The sequence below is a fragment of the Pseudomonas sp. NPDC099000 genome (assembly GCF_044759925.1).
Taxonomy (GTDB): Bacteria; Pseudomonadota; Gammaproteobacteria; order Pseudomonadales; family Pseudomonadaceae; genus Aquipseudomonas.
Window position 1 is genome coordinate 108727 of record NZ_JBIWAF010000002.1, and the last position, 18030, is coordinate 126756.

Below are 18030 nucleotides of genomic sequence, written 5' to 3' on the forward strand. Positions count from 1 at the left end.
CAATCCGCCCCCCTATTTCGTTTTCCCCAAGGAATCCCCATGTCCGGGCTTGAGCTGTTTGCCGCTACCCTCGGCGTGATTGCCGTCTGGTTGACGGTCAAACAGAACCCTTGGTGCTGGCCGATCGGCCTGGTCATGGTGCTGCTTTATAGCTGGATCTTTTTTGAAGTGAAGTTGTATTCGGACATGCTCCTGCAAGTGATCTACGCCGCGCTGCAGCTTTACGGCTGGTGGCAATGGACACACGCGGGGGAGTCGAATACCGGTCGGCAGGTCAGCCGGCTTGATGGAAAATCGATCGCCGTGGGCCTTGCGGCCGGCGCCATCGGCAGTCTGCTGCTGGGCGCCGCCATGGCGCACTGGACTGATGCCGCGCAGCCATGGCTCGACGCTGCGTTGACCGGGTTCAGCCTGGTGGCGCAGTTATGGATGGCGCAAAAACGCGTGCAGTGCTGGCTGTTGTGGATCGCCGTCGATGTGATTTTCGTCGGGCTGTTCATATATAAAGACATGTACTTGACCGCCGTTCTCTATGCACTGTTTCTGCTGCTGGCCGTTCAAGGTTGGCGTGAATGGCGCGCCGACCCGGCGTTGCGCACATGAAAGTGTTGGTGCTCACTGGGCCGGAATCGAGCGGCAAGAGCTGGCTTTCGGGCGAGATTCACGCCAATTTTGGCGGCATATTGGTCGGTGAGTACGTTCGGCACTTTATCGAAAGCGAAGCCCGCGAAACCCGCTACGATGACATTTCATCGATTGCGCATGGCCAGCTGACCTGGGAAGACGAAGCACGTGCCAGGCAACCGTCACTGCTGATTCTCGATACGCACCTCTTGAGTAATATCCTTTGGAGTCGCACCTTGTTTGGCGCTTGCCCGACATGGATAGAGCAAGCATTGCTGGCACGGCACTACGACCTGCATTTGCTGCTGAGCCCTGAAACCGTGCCTTGGCATGACGACGGGCAGCGTTGCCAACCGCAACTGGCAGAGCGCCAGGCGTTTTTCCAGGCCAGCCGCGAATGGCTTGACCTGCACCGCCAGCCTTGCCAGGTACTGCCAGGTGATTGGAAACAGCGCAAGGACGCGGCATTTGAAGCGGTGACGCGCTTGCTCAAGGCCTGATCGGGGTACCCCGCCCTGCCGCAACTGTCCACTCCTGAAACACCCATTCCTGCGCAAACCCGCGTGCTAAAGCACCCAGAGCGTTCCAGCCAGAAAGTGTTAAGCCACTGATACAACCAGCCTTCAACGCCCCTGACGAGCAATGCCGCCCGCATCGGCCGCGCTTTGGCGTGGCTCTGTCTCAGTGGCGTTACAAAATTTTTTTGACTACCTCGACAATTAAATCCAACCCACTGTTTATAAAAGAAAACCAGAAAGCGGCACACCTTCTGCTCTCTACCTCGCAACGCTGATAAGGGCCAGCGTTCCATTCACAGAAGGAATTGCCGCCGTGGGGAAATTTGATAGAAGCATCTATAGCCTCCTGTTGATCGGATGCGCACTGAGCTCAACAATCTGCCTGCCCGTACAGGCTGACAACGGCATCATTCTTATCAAACGTGATGTCCAACCGCGCAACGCAACGATTCCACCGTTGATTCCCGACCCTAACCCCACGACCGTCAACGCCAACCCGTCCAGACAAATCCTCCAGCAAACAAACGAGTTGAGCGACGGCGACTTTGCGAACGTTGCCAGTGGTGCAGGCATCAACCGCCTGGTCACTCAGAACACCAACAACCTGGGCGGGAATATCAGCAACCAGACCCAACTTTCCAACCTCCCCGCCGGCCGTTCGGGAAATTCGGGCAACGGTATTGCCAACATGGTCAATTCAAACATCCAGCAAGGCCTGGGTGCTCTGAAAATCATGACGGGAGACCGTTAAGATGAATCGTTCGCTGCTAATGATCGCCATGTTTTGCAGTGCATCGACCTTTGCCCAACCTCCCGTCATCAATAACGCCGACATCGACGGTTCGGGCATGCAGTACCAGGGCAACCTCACGGTCAACCAGGCGGCGGGCGATTTTCAGCAACAGGCCAACGCCCGGGCCATCGCCATTGGTACCAACGCCAGTGCGACCACTCAGATTCGCCAGCGTTTGCGCACACAAGTCGACCCCAGAATTGATGCCCAGTCCAACATACAGGGCGACTCCTTCAGCCACGGCAACGGCGTACTGGGTGTCAACCAGAGCACGGGCGCGAGCAACCAGCAAGCCAATGCACTGCGTATCAGCATCAGTACGCAGCCGCAAAGTATCGACGACAGCGTCCTCATGCAACAGAACGTGGCGCTGCTCAACAACTCCGATCCGACTGACTCTGCACTAGGCTTTCGCCAGGTCACTACCAGTGACCAGGCTTTCACCGGTAGCCGTGGGGTGATCCAGTTGAATCAGAGCGCCGGGGTGGGAAACCGAACGGCCAACACCCTGAGCGTACGGGTCGCGAATTGACCCAAAAAGGTAGGAAACAACACTTAACCTAAAATAAGTACGGAGAATCACCATGAAACCTTCGATGGCACTAAAGCCTCTGGTTTTCGCAATTGCTGCGGTCATGGCTGTAGCTGTACAAGCTGGGCAAAACGATCGGCGTGGCAACCACCATGGCCATCACAACGGCGGCCAACAAACCCCTCCTGCAAGAATGGTCCCTATCAACGCGACTGCCGAAGCGACGGACAGGCAGACCAGTGCCGACAACAGCATCTGGAATGAAGGGACACAAAACTCAGCCGAGATGAGCAGTTCGGCCTCAGGCTCGAGCGGTAACGTCGGTGTCAACGTGGCGGCCGGTGCCGGCAACCAGCAAGACAACGCCGCCGCCATCGCAAACGCTGCCTCCGACAACGCCGCGATCGATAACAGCTTTGTGTTCGGCACTTCCACTGCCACCGCAGACGTCAGGCAAGTCAGCAGAAATAACCGTGTCGACAACTTTGGCGCTACCAACTCTGCCGTTATGAGCGGATCCGGCGGCGGCAGCAGCGGCAATATGGGTGTCAACATTGCTGGCGGCGATCTGAACCAGCAGAAAAACACCATGGCAATTGCCAACACCAATGCCCCACTCGGCAACGCAACCGCCACCGCCTCCGCCAATCAAAACGGTCCTGGCCTGGTTGTGAATAACAACGCCGATCGGACTTATCGTGTGGATACGATCACCGTTACCAATACGGCGAGCGGCAGTTTCTCTAAAGATAAGTCCTTCGAGGCAAGCGGCAGTCAAAGCGCTTCTTCCAGCTGGAACAAGGCCGGTTCCAAAAGCTATGACGCCAGTGGTTCAAAAAGCGTTGATATAAGCGGTTCTCACAGCAGTAACGCGAGCGGCTCGAACAGCAGCAATGCGAGCGGTTCTAACAGCAGTAGTGCAAGCGGTTCTTCGAGCGCTTCTTTGAGTGCTTCCTTGAGCGCTACGTTGGACGCTGCTACGGCGGCTTCCAGCTCCACTACCTACAATAATGGCTGGGGCGATCGCACCCGTAGCAGGTCTTCCGACGCATCGCTTAACGCATCGCTGGACGCAACGCTTGATGCATCGATAGACAAATCGTACGACAGATCGCACGAATCCTCGTACGACAAATCGCGCGATTCCTCGTACGACAGATCTCGCGATTCGTCATTCGAAAAATCGTACGACAAGTCGTACACGAAGTCGTCTGACTCCTCATACGAAAAATCGGGCAGTAAATCGTCCGAGTCTGAGTACGCGAAAGCGAAAAGCTACAGTGAAAGCAGCTCTTATGATTTGAGTAACACCTACTCTTATCAAGTGCTGACTCCAACTGGCTGGGCCAACCCTGTGACCAACACTGCAACCCTGAGCGGTTCGGTGAATGGCGGCAGTGGCAACCTGGGCGTCAACGTAGCTGCTGGTGTGGGCAACCAACAAAGCAACTCGCTGGCCATCTCTAACCAATCGTTCTAAATGTTGTCTCTGGAGGCCCCCTTACGGGGGCCTTTTTCAACACCATCAGGGGGCGTCCCACCATGCGCATTATTGCCTTGGCATTTTTGCTTTGCGTGGCCAGCGTGATCGAGGCTGCACAAATACCGCTTGCCGTCCTGCCGGGCGGCGCTCTTGTGTATAAGCCGATCCAAAGCGTACGCGAGCGGAAATTTGCCGACCTGGTGCAACAGAAAACCGACTTCAGTTGCGGCGCAGCAGCGCTGGCAACCATCTTGCGCCAGGCCTATTGGCTTGACGTGGATGAAGAACAGATCATCGAGGGCATGCTGGCCCACTCGGATCAAGACCTTGTCCGCGTCCAGGGCTTCTCCATGCTCGACATGAAGCGTTACGTGGAAAGTCTCGGCATGCGGGCCCGTGGCTATCGGGTTGCGCCGGAAACGTTGAGCGAGATCAGGATTCCGGTGGTGGTCCTCATGGATATCCGTGGCTACAAACATTTTGTGGTCATGCAAAGAGTTCATAACGACTGGGTCTATATCGGAGATCCGGTACTCGGTCATAAACGCTACAAAGTCGACGACTTTATCAAAGGCTGGAACGGCATCATCTTTGCCGTCATCGGCCAGGGCTACGACAAAACCAATGCGTTGCTCGACCCACCCATGCCGCTGACCGCCAAGAACCGCGTCAACGCCTTCAGCCAGGTGCAGGACGCAGAGTTAATGGATTTTGGATTCATCCAAAGCGACTTCTTCTAATAACAAGGAGCACGACGCTCCGGGAGCATTCAATGAAGACTCCAATCTGGCTGACGCTGGTTTGTCTGGCTGCCAGCCTGCCGACCCAGGCTCAGACGTTAAAGCCCATTGAACTGAATGATCAGGAATTGTCGATCCTGCGCGGCCGCTATGTCATGCCGGGACGGATTATCAGTTTCGGTATCGCCATGACCAGCACTTGGCAAAATGCCAATGGTGAGGTGATCGGGGCAACGTCCACGATGCAAATTCAACAATCGACCATCAAGCCACAGTTCTATGTGTCGATGATCGACGAAAAAGGTAATGGCTCAGCGGGTTCGCAAGGCACCGGTATCGTCGCTGGCGGTGGCGGCCTCAACACCACCGAAGGTGTCACTCAAGTCGTGCGGGCTGCCGGCGACAATAATACGGCCTACAACAACGTTGATATCAACGTCACAAAGGCTAACCAGGCGCCAGTAACGCAACAGCAGGGCCAGGCACTCGCCGCAGGCACCACGTTGGTCGGCGCCAATGGCGCGGGCTCGCTCAGCGTTTCCTCGAGCGGTACCGGTGTGCAATTCAACATCGTGGCCAACAACAACCAGGGCAGTACCGTACAACGCCTGGCCCAGGGTGGACTGATGCAGAACACGACGTTGCTCGGCAGTAGCAACCAGGTCCGCAACTTCACGTCCTTCAATGTGGTGCTGCGTGACAACGTGCCGACAGCCGGATCGGTGAGCGGCAACCTGGACCAGCTCAAAGGTCTTCGCACTCTCGGATTCTGATCTACGCTCAGTCTCATCAGATGTAGTCAGAAGGGACGGCTAATCCATGCACCGATCTTTAACGTTCAGAGCGTTCGTTTGTTTGAGTAGCCTGGCCCCGGCCACATTGCTATACGCAGCACCGGATCCCCAGGTCGAAATCCTAAAACAAGAACTCATGGAGTTGAAACAGCGTTACGAAGCACAACAGAACGCGCTGATGGTACTTGAGCAGCGCGTTCGCCAAGTCGAAGAAGCACCGCAGACACCAGCTCCCAAACGCCTGACCAAATCCCCCGCCGAAACCACCAGGGGTGGCCCGGCGCTGGCTGCCGGTGCGCCGGGAACCACTGGTAGTTCGTACGGCCAATCGCTCAAGGATGATTCGGAGCCTGCGCAAAGCGTTTCCAACCTGTATGACGAAGCCAGCGGCTTCTTCGGTGGCGGCAAGTTCAGCGTCGAAACCGGCCTGACCTACACGCACTACGATACTCGCGCCTTGACGCTCAACGGCTTCCTGGCACTGGACTCGATTTTTCTCGGCAACATCAACCTCGACCGCATAAAGGCCGACAACTGGACCCTGGACCTGACCGCCCGCTACAACGTGGCACAGCGCTGGCAGTTCGACATTAACGTCCCCGTGGTCTATCGCGAATCGACGTATTCCTCCGGTGGCGCTGGTGGCGCAGGCCCGGTGACGTCTGACGCAACCGTTACGCGCGACCCGACCATCGGCGATGTGAACGTTGGCATTGCCTACAAGTTTCTGGACGAGTCGGCCAACCTGCCCGACGCGGTCGCAACTCTGCGCGTCAAGGCACCGACCGGGGATGACCCTTACGGCATCAAACTGGTCGAAGATCCGAACAACGACAACCTCGCGGTACCCGAGGACTTGCCGACCGGTAATGGTGTCTGGTCGATCACCCCGGGCATCTCGCTGGTCAAGACCTTCGACCCTGCCGTGCTCTTCGGCAGCCTGTCCTACACCTACAACGTGCAGGACTCTTTCAGCGACATCAGCCCTCAGGTCGGCTCCAAAGTGAAAGGGGACGTGAAACTGGGCGATTCCTGGCAGATCGGCGCCGGCATTGCCTTCGCGCTGAACGAGAAGATGAGTATGTCGTTCTCGTTCACCGATCAGTTCGCCCGCAAGAGCAAGATCAGGCCGGACGGTGGTGATTGGCAATCGATTTCCAACAGTGATTACAACTCGGCCAACTTCAACATCGGCATGACTCTGGCCGCAACCGATAACCTGACGATCGTACCCAACCTGGCCATCGGCCTGACCGACGACTCGCCAGACTTTTCCTTCAGCCTGAAATTCCCGTACTACTTCTGATCCCCAACAACAAAGCCCCGCTGCGACTTCAATCCCAGCGGGGCTTTTGTGTGTGAAACACTTTTGATCTGCGTCTAACGGATCTGATGCTTGTGCAACAAACGGTAGAAGGTCGGCCTGGATATCCCCAGCACCTTGGCGGCAATGCTTAAATTATCGCTGTGGCGGTTGAGTACATCGCACAAGGCTTGGCGCTCAGCACGGGTCTTGTAGTCTTCCAGCGTACCCATGGGCGCAGGAATGGTGTGCTGGCTGATCAGCCCGAGGTCTCGCGCTTCGATCTGCCGGCCTTCGGCCAGTACCAACCCGCGACGTACCCGGTTGGCCAGTTCACGAACATTGCCGGGCCAGTCATGCTTGCCCATGGCAATCAAGGCGTCGTCGCTGAAGCTGCGAGGGCGACGGCCGGTTTCATGGCTGTAGAAGTGGGAAAAGTGGTTGGCCAGCATCGATAAGTCACCATGGCGCTCACGCAGTGGCGCGGTGACGACTTGCAATACGTTAAGGCGGTAGTACAAATCCTCACGAAAGCTTTTTTTCTCGACCGCCGCCTCAAGGTCGACGTGAGTCGCTGCCAATACCCGCACGTCCACCGGAATCGACTGGCTGCCGCCGACATGCTCGATGTGTTTTTCCTGCAGGAAACGCAGCAGATTGGCTTGCAACTCGAGTGGCAGGTCACCGATCTCATCGAGAAACAGTGTGCCGCCATTCGCCGCTTCGATTCGACCGACCTTGCGTTGGTGGGCGCCGGTAAAGGCACCTTTCTCGTGGCCGAACAGTTCGGACTGGATCAAGTGTTCGGGAATTGCCCCGCAATTGATCGCCACGAATGGTTTGCTGTGACGCTGGGATTGTCGATGGAGCGTGCGGGCGACCAGTTCTTTACCGGTACCGCTTTCACCACGAATCAATACCGGAGACTCCGTGGGCGCCAGCTTGCTCAGTAATTTGCGCAGCTCGCGAATCGGCTTGCTGTCGCCAAGCAGCTCGTGCTCAGGCTGATCGATATGAATCGTGCCCTGCCCACGCAGGCGCGCCATGCCGAACGCCCGGCCCAGCGTGACTTGCACCCGGGAGACGTCAAACGGCAAGGTATGGAAGTCAAAAAACCATTCGCAAACAAAATCCCCGACATTTTGCAGGCGCAGGACTTCCTGGTTGAGTACGGCGATCCACTCGGTACCGCTGCGGCTGATCAGTTCTTTGACGGCTTCCGGGCGTTCCAGATGAAAGGGTTGTAATCGCAGGAGGCCAACGTCGCACGTCCGGTCGGCGGCGTTCTCCAGGGAACAGCTGTCAACATCCCAGCCCACAGAGCGAAGACCCGGCAACAGACGATGGCAGTCGTCACAGGGATCCACTACTAACAGACGTCGTAACGCGGGCGTTTCGATCATGACTGTTCCTTGGCGCCAAACTTTAGGAAATATTATTAAAAACAGTCGTTTGGCGGATCTGGCTGTAACATTAGCAAGAATTTGACGCGCCCTTGTACCGTTTGACTATAGGGACGTCGCGTTATTAGTTATAAGAACCAATTTGTTAGTTACCTATCGAGTTCAACCTTTCATTCAGCTTTCAAAAACCGCCCCTGCATTGAGTATATGAAAGAAAGTTGAATTTTCTTTTGATTGTGTGTGACCTGACCCCCGGTTGAGGGCATCAGTACAAGTAACCAGCCGAGCGGTAAGCCCAACCGACGGCCTGTCACTTGATTGGGCATATAGAGAGAAGATCCCATGACCGCCCCGCTCCGTATCAACGAAGCTCTTTTGATTGCCAACCGCGCATTCCAACCTTTTCAATGCGTTGCCTGGGCCCCACAAGACGGCAATGGCGAACTCAGCCTGACCATTATCGACCGCACCAATACCCATATCGGCCGTACGCAAATCCCATGCAGTACGTATTCCGACCCAGCGCAACTTGAACACCTTCTGGAAGAAGCTCGAGCTGAATTGAGTGAAGAAGGCTACACGCTGCAATCGTGGTCGATGCCGCACTAAGAGATTCACGTTAAAGCGTAAAAAAGGTCGCAGCCTCGTTTCACTCGACAGCTCCTACAACGGATACGCGTTTATAGGTAGGAGCTGTCGAGTGAAACGAGGCTGCGATCTTTTTGTTTTATTGCTTGGCACGCTAGTCAGTGGTCCGAAAAGACAATGTTCTGGCACAAAGCGACCCTCCACCTGTTTGTTGTGACAGTTGTGCAATCGAGCGTTCAGGGATTGAATGTTTTGCACACGCAGTTGCCCTCCCGGTCCCCGGGTTTCGGTCACTCGCAAGGAGACGCGCGCATGCCAAACCAGACTGCTTTTGCCCGACCTGCAGCGCAGTACACGCCCGGTCAACTCGATAAAAGTTTCGCCTCCAGTGGCAAGACCCAGGTGTATTTCGCCGGCAGTACGTCGAGCATCGCCAACAGCGTGGCGATCGATTCGAGCGGTCGCGTGCTGGTGGCGGCGAAAGTCGGCACTCGAGGCGGCCATTGCTTTGGCCTGGCCCGCTTGCTTGAAGACGGTTCGGCAGACCTGGCATTCGGCGTTCGTGGCAGCGTCATCGGGCAATTTCAGCGCGGTCATGAGGCCATGGCGGGTAAAGTCCTCGTATTGGACGATGGGAAGATCCTGGTCGCCGGCCTGCACTATGAAGACGCTCACCGGACGCTGCCGGCCTTGGCGCTGTTCGACTCGCAAGGTCACCCGGTCAGGGATTTTGGCGACAATGGATGCTGCGTCATACGCCTGCCGGGAAATCTGTCGCAGGGCGTGCGCGACGCCTGGCTCCCTCCCGGCGTGCCGGGGGCTGAAGCCTGCGACGTCCAGGTACAGGCTGACGGCCGAATCTTGCTGCTGGCCAATCACCATTTCGAACTGGCCGACCACGTGGGCCTGCTGATTCGCCTGACCGGCACTGGCGAGCTCGATACCTCCTTCAACGGCCGCGGCTTTGTCATGGTCAGGCATTTGCTGATGAACTCCTGGCTCAGCAGCCTGATGGTGCAGCGGGACGGTCGGATCATGGTGGGCGGCTCGATCAATTTCCCCGAAGAAGGCTTGCTGGCGCGCTACCTCCCCGATGGCAGCCTGGATGATCACTTCGCCGTGGATGGTTTCATGACCTTCAGTGTCCAGGGGCGCAGCGCTCAGGTCAGCCAGATCGTCCAGCAGGAAAATGGCGATTTGCATTGTTTTGGCAGCAGCCGCGACCCGATGCATTGCCTGGCGCTGACCCTGCACAGCAATGGTCGCCCGAACGCTCATTGCAATGGTGGTCAGCCACACCTGCTGAAAATCGGACGCAGTGGCTGCCAGTGGAACGCCGCCCAACTTCAGCCGGACGGCCGCGTGCTGGCGGTTGGTGCCACGATTGGCGGCGTCGAAGCCGATTTCCTGCTGGCCCGGTATTTACCTGGCGGGCAACTGGATCCTGGTTTTGCCGAGGGCACTTGCTGGGTTCGTACCCGTCTGGGTCGCAGCCTGGACACCGCCACGTCAGTGGCCGTTCAGCCGGATGGAGGCATCGTCGTAGGCGGTTATTCGCTGGACGGCACCTACCGGGCAGTTGTGGTGCGCTATCTCGGTTAAGCCAACGACTTTTCCCGCACTTGATCTTCCCTTCGGCTTACGGCAAGTTGCGCGCTTCTTAATACAAGGAGTAGCCGATGTCCGGTTCAATGGCCCAGGCTTTCGCGCACAACTTTCTAGGCCACTCCCCCCGCTGGTACAAGGCGACCATTGTCGGCTTCCTGATTCTCAACGCCCTGGTGTTGTGGACGGTCGGTCCGCTGGCGGCCGGTTGGCTGCTGGTGCTCGAGTTCATCTTCACCCTGGCCATGGCGCTCAAATGTTATCCGCTGATGCCCGGCGGGTTGCTGCTGATTGAAGCGCTGCTGCTGAAAATGACCACGCCCCAGGCACTCTATGACGAACTGGTGCACAACTTTCCGGTGATCCTGCTGCTGATGTTCATGGTGGCGGGCATCTACTTCATGAAAGACCTGCTGCTGTTTCTGTTCTCGCGCCTGCTGCTGGGGGTTCGCTCGAAGGCCCTGCTGGCCTTGATGTTCTGCTTCCTCTCGGCGTTCCTGTCGGCGTTCCTCGATGCCCTGACGGTGACGGCGGTGATCATCAGTGCCGCCGTAGGGTTTTACTCGGTGTATCACCGCGTCGCCTCGGGCAATGATCCGCGTCAGGACAGTGAGTTCAGTGACGACCAGCACCTGCCCAAACTGCACCATGACGACCTCAATCAATTCCGCGCTTTCCTGCGCAGCCTGCTGATGCACGGCGCCGTGGGCACAGCGTTGGGCGGTGTCTGCACGCTGGTTGGCGAACCGCAGAACCTGTTGATCGGCCATGAAATGGGCTGGCACTTCGCCGAGTTTTTCCTGAAGGTGGCCCCGGTGTCGCTGCCGGTGCTGGCAGCGGGCCTGGTGACGTGCGTGCTGTTGGAGAAACTGCGCTGGTTCGGTTACGGCACGCTGCTGCCGGACAACGTGCGCGTGGTGCTGGCCAACTATGCGGCCGAAGACAACGCTGAACGCACCGCCCGCCAACGCGCAGCCTTGCTGGTGCAAGGCGCCGCGGCGTTGATCCTGATTGCAGGGCTGGCGTTTCATATCGCCGAGGTCGGCCTGATCGGTTTGATGGTGATCGTTTTGATCACCGCCTTCACCGGCATCACCGACGAGCACCGCATCGGCAACGCGTTCAAGGACGCCATGCCGTTCACCGCATTGCTGGTGGTGTTTTTCGCGGTGGTTGCGGTCATCCACGATCAGCAGCTGTTCACGCCGCTAATCCAATGGGTGCTGGCGCTGCCGGCCGATCAGCAGCCGGGCATGTTGTTCATTGCCAACGGCTTGCTGTCGGCCATCAGCGATAACGTGTTTGTGGCGACCATTTACATCACCGAGGTGAAACAGGCGTTCGTCTCCGGCCATATGAGTCGGGAACACTTTGAGACACTGGCGATTGCGATCAATACCGGCACCAACCTGCCGAGCGTGGCGACACCCAATGGTCAGGCGGCGTTTCTGTTTTTGCTGACGTCGGCGATTGCGCCGCTGATTCGATTGTCGTACGGGCGGATGGTGTGGATGGCGTTGCCGTATACGGTGGTGATGGGTGTGTTGGGTTGGTATGCAGTGAGTTTCTGGCTTTGAGTCAGCAGGTTTGACGCCTTCGCGGGCAAGCCTCGCTCCTACAGGTCAGCGGTGGATCTGTAGGAGCGAGGCTTGCCCGCGAAGAACGATAACGCGGTTTAACCTGAGTTGAGGATGTATTGCTCGATCGCCTGGGCAGCGCCCTCTTCGGTATTGGCGCCTGTCACCACATCGGCCTGACGTTTCACCGCCTCTTCCGCCTGCCCCATGGCAATCGACAACCCGGCACAATGAAACATCGCCGGGTCATTGCCGCCATCGCCCATCGCGGCAGTCTGCTCCAGCGGCACACCGAGAAACTCGGCCAGTGTCGCCAGTGCGGCGCCTTTGTTGGCTTGCATCGCCGTCACGTCCAGATACACCGGTTGCGACCGTGAGACCTGCGCCTGGCCTTCCACTTTCGGCAACAGTTGCGCTTCCAGCTCGATCAACAACTGGGTGTTGTTGCTGGTGGCAACGATCTTGTCGATGCGCGTCAGATACGGCTCGAAACTCTCGACCACCACCGGCGGATAGCCGAGGCCGTGCTGCTCGCGTGGGACCATCGGCCCGTTCGGGTCCTTGAGCAACCAGTCACCGCCACTGAACACCCAGACTTCAACGTCCGGCTGGTCGGCAAACAGTGCCAACGCCGTCAGCGCAGCCGTGGCCGGCAAATAATGCGCGACCAGTAAACTGCCGTCCGGATGGACGATCGTGCCGCCATTGAACGCTGCCGTCGGCAGGTCGACACCAAGGGCTTCGATCTGCTGCAGCATGGCTTTCGGTGGACGCCCGGTGGCCAGGCTGAACAGTACGCCGGCCTTGCGCAATGAACGAACCGCCTCGATGGTGCGCTGACTGAGGCTGTGATCGGGCAGCAGCAAGGTGCCGTCCATGTCGCTCAGCAGAAAACGGATGGGCTGTGGCGTGACGTCACTCATCCGAGGCCGTGCCAGACGCGACCGTCGCGGGCCAGCAGCTCATCAGCCGTCTTCGGTCCGTTGTCGCCGGCCGGATAGCGCTGCACGCTCGCGTCCTGCTGCCAGGCATCGAGGAATGGCTGCACGGCACGCCAGCCGTTTTCGATGTTGTCGGCGCGCTGGAACAGCGTCTGATCGCCGGTCAGGCAATCGTAGATCAGCGTTTCATAGCCGGTGGACGGCTGCATTTCAAAGAAATCCTTGTAGGCAAAACCCAATTCGATGTTGGCCATTTTCAGGGCCGGCCCGGGCCGCTTGGCCAACAGGTCGAACCACATGCCTTCGTTGGGCTGAATCTGAATCCGCAGATAGGTCGGTTGCAGCTCATCGACCTCGGTATCACGGAACTGCGCATACGGCGCAGGCTTGAAGCAGATGACGATCTCGGTGTCACGCACGCTCATGCGTTTGCCGGTGCGCAGGTAGAACGGCACCCCGACCCAACGCCAGTTGTCGATCATGACTTTGAGCGCGACGTAGGTCTCCGTGTTGCTGTCCGGCGCGACGTTGGCTTCATCGCGATAACCGGCCAGGGGTTTGCCATCGAGTTCGCCGGCTGCGTATTGGCCTCGCACCGAGTTGGCCCGAGCCTCTTCCGTGGACCACGGGCGTATCGCGCCGACCACTTTGGCTTTCTCTCCACGGACCGCATCGGCGCCAAAGGCTGCCGGCGGTTCCATCGCCACCATCGCCAGCAATTGGAACAGGTGATTGGGCACCATGTCCCGCAACGCGCCGGTGTGTTCATAAAAACTGCCACGGGTTTCCACGCCAACGGTTTCGGCGGCGGTGATCTGCACGTGGTCGATGTAATGGTTGTTCCAGAATGCTTCGAACAGGCTGTTGGAGAACCGGCTGATCAGAATGTTCTGCACGGTTTCCTTGCCCAGGTAGTGGTCGATCCGGTAGATCTGGTTTTCCGACATCACCTTGAGCAAACACGCGTTCAAGGCTTCGGCGGTGTGCAGATCGGAGCCGAACGGTTTTTCGATCACCACCCTTCTGAACGCTTCGGGCGTCTCTTGCAGCAAGCCGGCGGCGCCGAGGCGGCGCACCACTTCACTGAAGAACCGTGGCGCGGTGGCCAGGTAGAACACCGCATTGCCTGTGCCGCTGCCGGCGATTTTCGCCGCCAGCGCTTGATAAGTGCTGTCGTCCAGGAAGTCGCCCTGGACGTAGCTGATGCCTTTGGCCAGTTTGGCCCACAGCGCCGGGTCAAGGGCTTCATCGCCCTTGCCGACTTTGGTGGCCGCTTCGGTCCGGATGAAATCTTCGAGCTTCTGCGCAAAGGCTTCGTCACTGATGGCGTTGTGGTCAACACCGATGATCCGCAGTCCATCACCAAGCAGACCGTCACGACTCAGGTTGTACAGCGCCGGCATCAGCAAGCGCTTGACCAGGTCACCATGGGCACCGAACAAAAACAGCGTGGTCGGTGGTGCGGGTTCTGCCTTGGATTTATTGCGGATCAGACGGGTCATTTTTTCGAAGTCTCCACATGGCCGCCGAAGCCGAAGCGCTGGGCCGAGAGAATCTTGTCGCCAAAGGTGCCCTGCCCGCGCGAACGGTAGCGGGAGAACAGAGAGTTCGACAGCACCGGTACGGGCACCGATTGCTCCATGGCTGCTTCGATGGTCCAGCGGCCTTCACCGCTGTCAGCCACGGAGCCGGAGTAACCATCGAGTTTCGGATCGCTGGCCAGCGCGTCGGCAGTCAGGTCGAGCAACCACGACGACACAACGCTGCCACGACGCCAGACTTCGGCGATGTCGGCCACGTTCAGGTCAAAACGCTGATCTTCCGGCAGGTTGGTGCTGGCCTTGGTCTTGAGGATGTCGAAGCCTTCGGCGAAAGCCTGCATCATTCCGTATTCGATGCCGTTGTGGATCATCTTCACGAAATGCCCAGAGCCTGCAGGACCTGCGTGGATGTATCCGCGCTCGGCGCGATCGTCCTCCGATTTGCGGTCCTTGGTGCGAGGGATGTCGCCCATGCCAGGGGCCAGGCTGTCGAACAGCGGATCAAGGCGTTTCACCACCTCGGCTTCGCCGCCGATCATCATGCAATAACCGCGTTCCAGGCCCCAGACGCCGCCGGACGTGCCGACGTCGATGTAGTGCAGGCCTTTCTCCGACAGGGTTTTCGCCCGGCGGATGTCGTCCTTATAAAAGGTGTTGCCGCCGTCGATGATGGTGTCGCCGGCTTCGAGCAAGGTGCTCAGGGTGTCGATGGTGTCTTCGGTCGGCGCGCCGGCCGGCAGCATGACCCACACCGCACGTGGCTTGGCCAGGCCTGCGACCAGCGCCGGCAGGTCGATGACGCCCTTGGCGCCTTCTGCGGCCAGGGTGTCGACAAAGGCGGTATTGCGGTCGTAAACAACGGTGGTATGCCCGTTGAGCATCAGGCGACGCGCAATATTTCCGCCCATGCGGCCCAGTCCGATAATCCCGAGTTGCATGTGCTGATGCTCCCTACTACAAATAAAGTGTGTCAAAGGTTATAGCCCAACGCGACTAATGAGGGTTAGTCCAGAGCGTTGGCGTGAAGTTTCCGGGCATTGTGCCCGATCCTGACTGATAACGTCGGAAATCGAACTCAAGACACAACGACCATGAAAAATAAAAAAGTTCCCTTCAGGGGCAAAAGAAATCAAAATTGGCGCCGATAGTAAATAAGCACCGATGTCGGGGCGGATTTACAGTTGAGACAGCCATTTGCGAGGTGAGCAATGGGCACAGTACAAGCAGCACGGCCAGCACAAACCCTTTACGTCACGATCCGTCGTGATGAATTGCGCCAGTTGAAAGAAGAGCGCGACCTGTTGAAGCAGGAGCTCGCGCAGCTGCGCTTACTCACACAAAGCTCTTCGGCTCAGCCCTTGCCCGTCACTGCGCGCGCGCCTCACGCCTGATCCCCACGCTTGATTCGGAAGCAGCCTTCTGCTGTTTCCGACACCGCTCCCCTGCCTTGCCGTTTACGGCAACTCACAAAGTTTTCACATCGAAGTGTTGATACTCCGGCTCATTATGGCCGCTCGGTATCCGCGCGGCTTTCGTTCGTCGGCAACATGGAAGGCTCCCGACGGGTCGACGTGATTTCCTGGCTGGAGCGATGAATGACTGTGTTTAAACGCAGCACTACGACTGCGAAAGGTTTCGATTGGGCAGGATTTCTCTGGTTGTTCCTGTTCTTCTGGTATTTTTCCGGCATTACCCAACTGCTGATCCAACTGACGGGCACCTCGGGTTTCACCGGGTTCCGCCAGGCCTTTGTAATGAGCGCCATCTGGCTCGCGCCGATGCTGCTGTTCCCAAGACAGACACGCGTCATGGCCGCGATGATCGGCGTAGTGCTGTGGGCCTGTTCGATGGCCAGCCTGGGTTACTTCTTCATCTATCAGCAGGAATTCTCCCAAAGCGTCATCTTCATCATGTTCGAATCGAACATCTCTGAAGCGGGCGAGTACATGACCCAGTATTTCGCCTGGTGGATGGTGGCGGCGTTCCTCGCCCACACCCTGTTCGCGTATTTCCTGTGGACGCGCTTGCGCCCGGTGTACATGCCTCGCGGTCGTGCGTTGGTGGCCGCGACCGCCATTCTGGTGGCCGTGGTCGGTTACCCGCTGATCAAGCAGACCGCGCGCACCGGCAGCCTGGCCGGTGGCTTCGAGAAATTCGAAACCCGTATCGAGCCGGCGGTGCCTTGGCAGATGGCGGTGGCGTATCACCGTTACCTCGACACCCTGGCCGGCATGCAAGACATGCTCGACAGCGCGAGCAAGATCCCACCGCTCAAGAACCTCAAGGACACGATGGCCAACCAGCCAGCGACCCTGGTGCTGGTGATCGGCGAGTCCACCAACCGTCAGCGCATGAGCCTCTACGGCTACCCGCGTGAAACCACGCCGGAACTGGACAAACTCAAGGATCAGATGGCGGTCTTCGACAACGTCATCACCCCGCGCCCGTACACCATCGAGGCGTTGCAGCAGGTGCTGACGTTCGCCGACGAAGAAAACCCGGACCTTTACCTGTCCACGCCGTCTTTGGTCAGCATGATGAAACAGGCGGGTTACAAGACCTTCTGGATCACCAACCAGCAAACCATGACCAAGCGCAACACCATGCTTACCACGTTCTCCGAACAGGCCGACGAACAGGTGTACCTGAACAACAACCGCAACCAGAACGCCGCGCAGTACGATGGCGACGTTATCGCGCCGTTCAACAAGGCCCTGGCAGACGCCGCGCCGCGCAAGCTGATCGTGGTGCATTTGCTCGGCACGCACATGAGCTATCAGTACCGTTACCCGCCAACCTTCAACAAGTTCACCGATCGTAAAGGCGTGCCGGACGGCGTGCGTGACGATCAGGTGCCGACGTACAACAGCTACGACAACGCGGTGCTGTACAACGACTTCGTGGTGTCGAGCCTGATCAAGGATTACGCCAAATCCGATCCGAACGGCTTCCTGATGTACCTCTCGGATCACGGCGAAGATGTCTTCGATTCCCCGGGCCACAGCACGCTGGGGCGCAACGAAGCCAAGCCGACGGCGCCGATGTACACCATTCCGTTCATGGCCTGGGCTTCGCCGAAATGGCGTGAAACCCACGACTGGAGTTTTGCCGGTGACCTGGGGCGGCCTTACAGCAGCTCGCACCTGATCCACACCTGGGCTGACTTGGCGGGTCTGAGTTTCGATGAACTGGACCGCAGCAAGAGTCTGGTCAGCGACAGCTTCACGCCGCGGCCGTTGATGATCGGCAATCCGTATGAGCGTCAGTCGCGTCCGTTGATTGACTTCAGCTTGATGAAGCCCAAGGCCAAGCCTGGGGATCCGGAAGTTGCGTTGAAGTAATCTTGTAGTAGTGAACCTGGAGCGTGCCTCTGTGGCGAGGGGGGCTTGCCCCCGTTGGACTGCGCAGCAGTCCCATTTTTCAGGGCCGCTTCGCGACCCAACGGGGGCAAGCCCCCTCGCCACAGGGGAACGGTTTCAGCCCTCTTTTCCCGCACGCCAACGCCTTCCGAAACATCTTAAAATAACAATAATTCTCGTTTAGACTTAAATCCCCTCTCCCCCCTTCGTCTTTGAACAAACGGAATTT

Annotated in this window: 17 protein-coding genes; 13 read left to right on the forward strand and 4 right to left on the reverse strand. The window is 58.1% G+C overall.

The window, feature by feature from the left end:
* The first annotated feature begins 39 nt into the window (after window positions 1-39).
* From pnuC to ACIQV9_RS02755, 8 genes are all read left to right on the forward strand, one after another.
* Window positions 40-603: a nicotinamide riboside transporter PnuC gene (pnuC, locus tag ACIQV9_RS02720; protein WP_403097888.1), complete on the forward strand. Its 564-nt coding sequence runs from the start codon at window positions 40-42 to the stop codon at window positions 601-603.
* On the forward strand, window positions 600-1124 hold the full coding sequence (locus ACIQV9_RS02725; protein WP_403098583.1) for an AAA family ATPase: 525 nt from the start codon (window positions 600-602) through the stop codon (window positions 1122-1124). The genes pnuC and ACIQV9_RS02725 overlap by 4 nt, the downstream gene beginning before the upstream one ends.
* A gap of 331 nt (window positions 1125-1455) precedes the next feature.
* Window positions 1456-1893 carry a hypothetical protein gene (locus tag ACIQV9_RS02730; RefSeq protein WP_403097891.1) on the forward strand — a complete coding sequence of 146 codons (438 nt, stop codon included), beginning with the start codon at window positions 1456-1458 and terminating at the stop codon, window positions 1891-1893.
* Between the two features lies 1 nt (window position 1894).
* A complete protein-coding gene (locus ACIQV9_RS02735; RefSeq protein WP_403097894.1) occupies window positions 1895-2467 on the forward strand; it encodes an adhesin in 573 nt (190 codons plus the stop codon).
* 52 nt (window positions 2468-2519) lie between these two features.
* Window positions 2520-3947, forward strand: coding sequence for a heme utilization protein (locus tag ACIQV9_RS02740; RefSeq protein WP_403097897.1), 1428 nt, complete (start codon window positions 2520-2522; stop codon window positions 3945-3947).
* Between the two features lie 62 nt (window positions 3948-4009).
* The gene (locus ACIQV9_RS02745) at window positions 4010-4690 is read left to right on the forward strand and encodes a C39 family peptidase (protein WP_403097899.1); all 681 of its coding nucleotides are present in this window, start codon (window positions 4010-4012) and stop codon (window positions 4688-4690) included.
* A 32-nt stretch (window positions 4691-4722) separates the two neighbouring features.
* Window positions 4723-5463, forward strand: coding sequence for a hypothetical protein (locus ACIQV9_RS02750; RefSeq protein ID WP_403097901.1), 741 nt, complete (start codon window positions 4723-4725; stop codon window positions 5461-5463).
* A gap of 46 nt (window positions 5464-5509) precedes the next feature.
* Entirely contained in the window at window positions 5510-6790 is a 1281-nt protein-coding gene (locus ACIQV9_RS02755; RefSeq protein WP_403097903.1) for a hypothetical protein, read from the forward strand.
* 74 nt (window positions 6791-6864) lie between these two features.
* Here the strand turns inward: ACIQV9_RS02755 and ACIQV9_RS02760 are convergent, their stop codons facing one another.
* Window positions 6865-8190: a sigma 54-interacting transcriptional regulator gene (locus tag ACIQV9_RS02760; protein WP_403097905.1), complete on the reverse strand. Its 1326-nt coding sequence runs from the start codon at window positions 8188-8190 to the stop codon at window positions 6865-6867.
* A 342-nt stretch (window positions 8191-8532) separates the two neighbouring features.
* Here ACIQV9_RS02760 and ACIQV9_RS02765 point away from each other — a divergent pair, with 342 nt between their 5' ends.
* The 3 genes from ACIQV9_RS02765 (at window position 8533) to nhaB (ending at window position 11960) form a co-directional block, all read left to right on the forward strand.
* The gene (locus tag ACIQV9_RS02765) at window positions 8533-8799 is read left to right on the forward strand and encodes a hypothetical protein (RefSeq protein ID WP_403097907.1); all 267 of its coding nucleotides are present in this window, start codon (window positions 8533-8535) and stop codon (window positions 8797-8799) included.
* Between the two features lie 291 nt (window positions 8800-9090).
* Window positions 9091-10380: a hypothetical protein gene (locus tag ACIQV9_RS02770; protein ID WP_403097909.1), complete on the forward strand. Its 1290-nt coding sequence runs from the start codon at window positions 9091-9093 to the stop codon at window positions 10378-10380.
* Window positions 10381-10457: 77 nt separating this feature from the next.
* Window positions 10458-11960: a sodium/proton antiporter NhaB gene (nhaB, locus tag ACIQV9_RS02775; RefSeq protein WP_403097911.1), complete on the forward strand. Its 1503-nt coding sequence runs from the start codon at window positions 10458-10460 to the stop codon at window positions 11958-11960.
* Between the two features lie 98 nt (window positions 11961-12058).
* Here nhaB and ACIQV9_RS02780 read toward each other — a convergent pair whose 3' ends face one another.
* The 3 genes from ACIQV9_RS02780 to gnd are packed head-to-tail and all read right to left on the reverse strand — an operon-like array spanning window position 12059 to window position 15380.
* Complete coding sequence (locus tag ACIQV9_RS02780; RefSeq protein ID WP_403097913.1) at window positions 12059-12883, reverse strand: HAD family hydrolase; 825 nt, start codon at window positions 12881-12883, stop codon at window positions 12059-12061.
* A complete protein-coding gene (gene zwf / locus ACIQV9_RS02785; RefSeq protein WP_403097915.1) occupies window positions 12880-14403 on the reverse strand; it encodes a glucose-6-phosphate dehydrogenase in 1524 nt (507 codons plus the stop codon). Before zwf ends, ACIQV9_RS02780 begins: the two co-directional genes overlap by 4 nt.
* Window positions 14400-15380: a phosphogluconate dehydrogenase (NAD(+)-dependent, decarboxylating) gene (gene gnd, locus ACIQV9_RS02790; protein ID WP_403097917.1), complete on the reverse strand. Its 981-nt coding sequence runs from the start codon at window positions 15378-15380 to the stop codon at window positions 14400-14402. The genes zwf and gnd overlap by 4 nt, the downstream gene beginning before the upstream one ends.
* Window positions 15381-15650: 270 nt before the next feature.
* Here gnd and ACIQV9_RS02795 point away from each other — a divergent pair, with 270 nt between their 5' ends.
* Both ACIQV9_RS02795 and ACIQV9_RS02800 read left to right on the forward strand, forming a co-directional pair.
* Entirely contained in the window at window positions 15651-15833 is a 183-nt protein-coding gene (locus ACIQV9_RS02795; protein ID WP_077747795.1) for a DUF6026 family protein, read from the forward strand.
* 204 nt (window positions 15834-16037) lie between these two features.
* Window positions 16038-17783 carry a phosphoethanolamine transferase CptA gene (locus tag ACIQV9_RS02800; RefSeq protein WP_403097920.1) on the forward strand — a complete coding sequence of 582 codons (1746 nt, stop codon included), beginning with the start codon at window positions 16038-16040 and terminating at the stop codon, window positions 17781-17783.
* Window positions 17784-18030 lie beyond the last annotated feature (247 nt).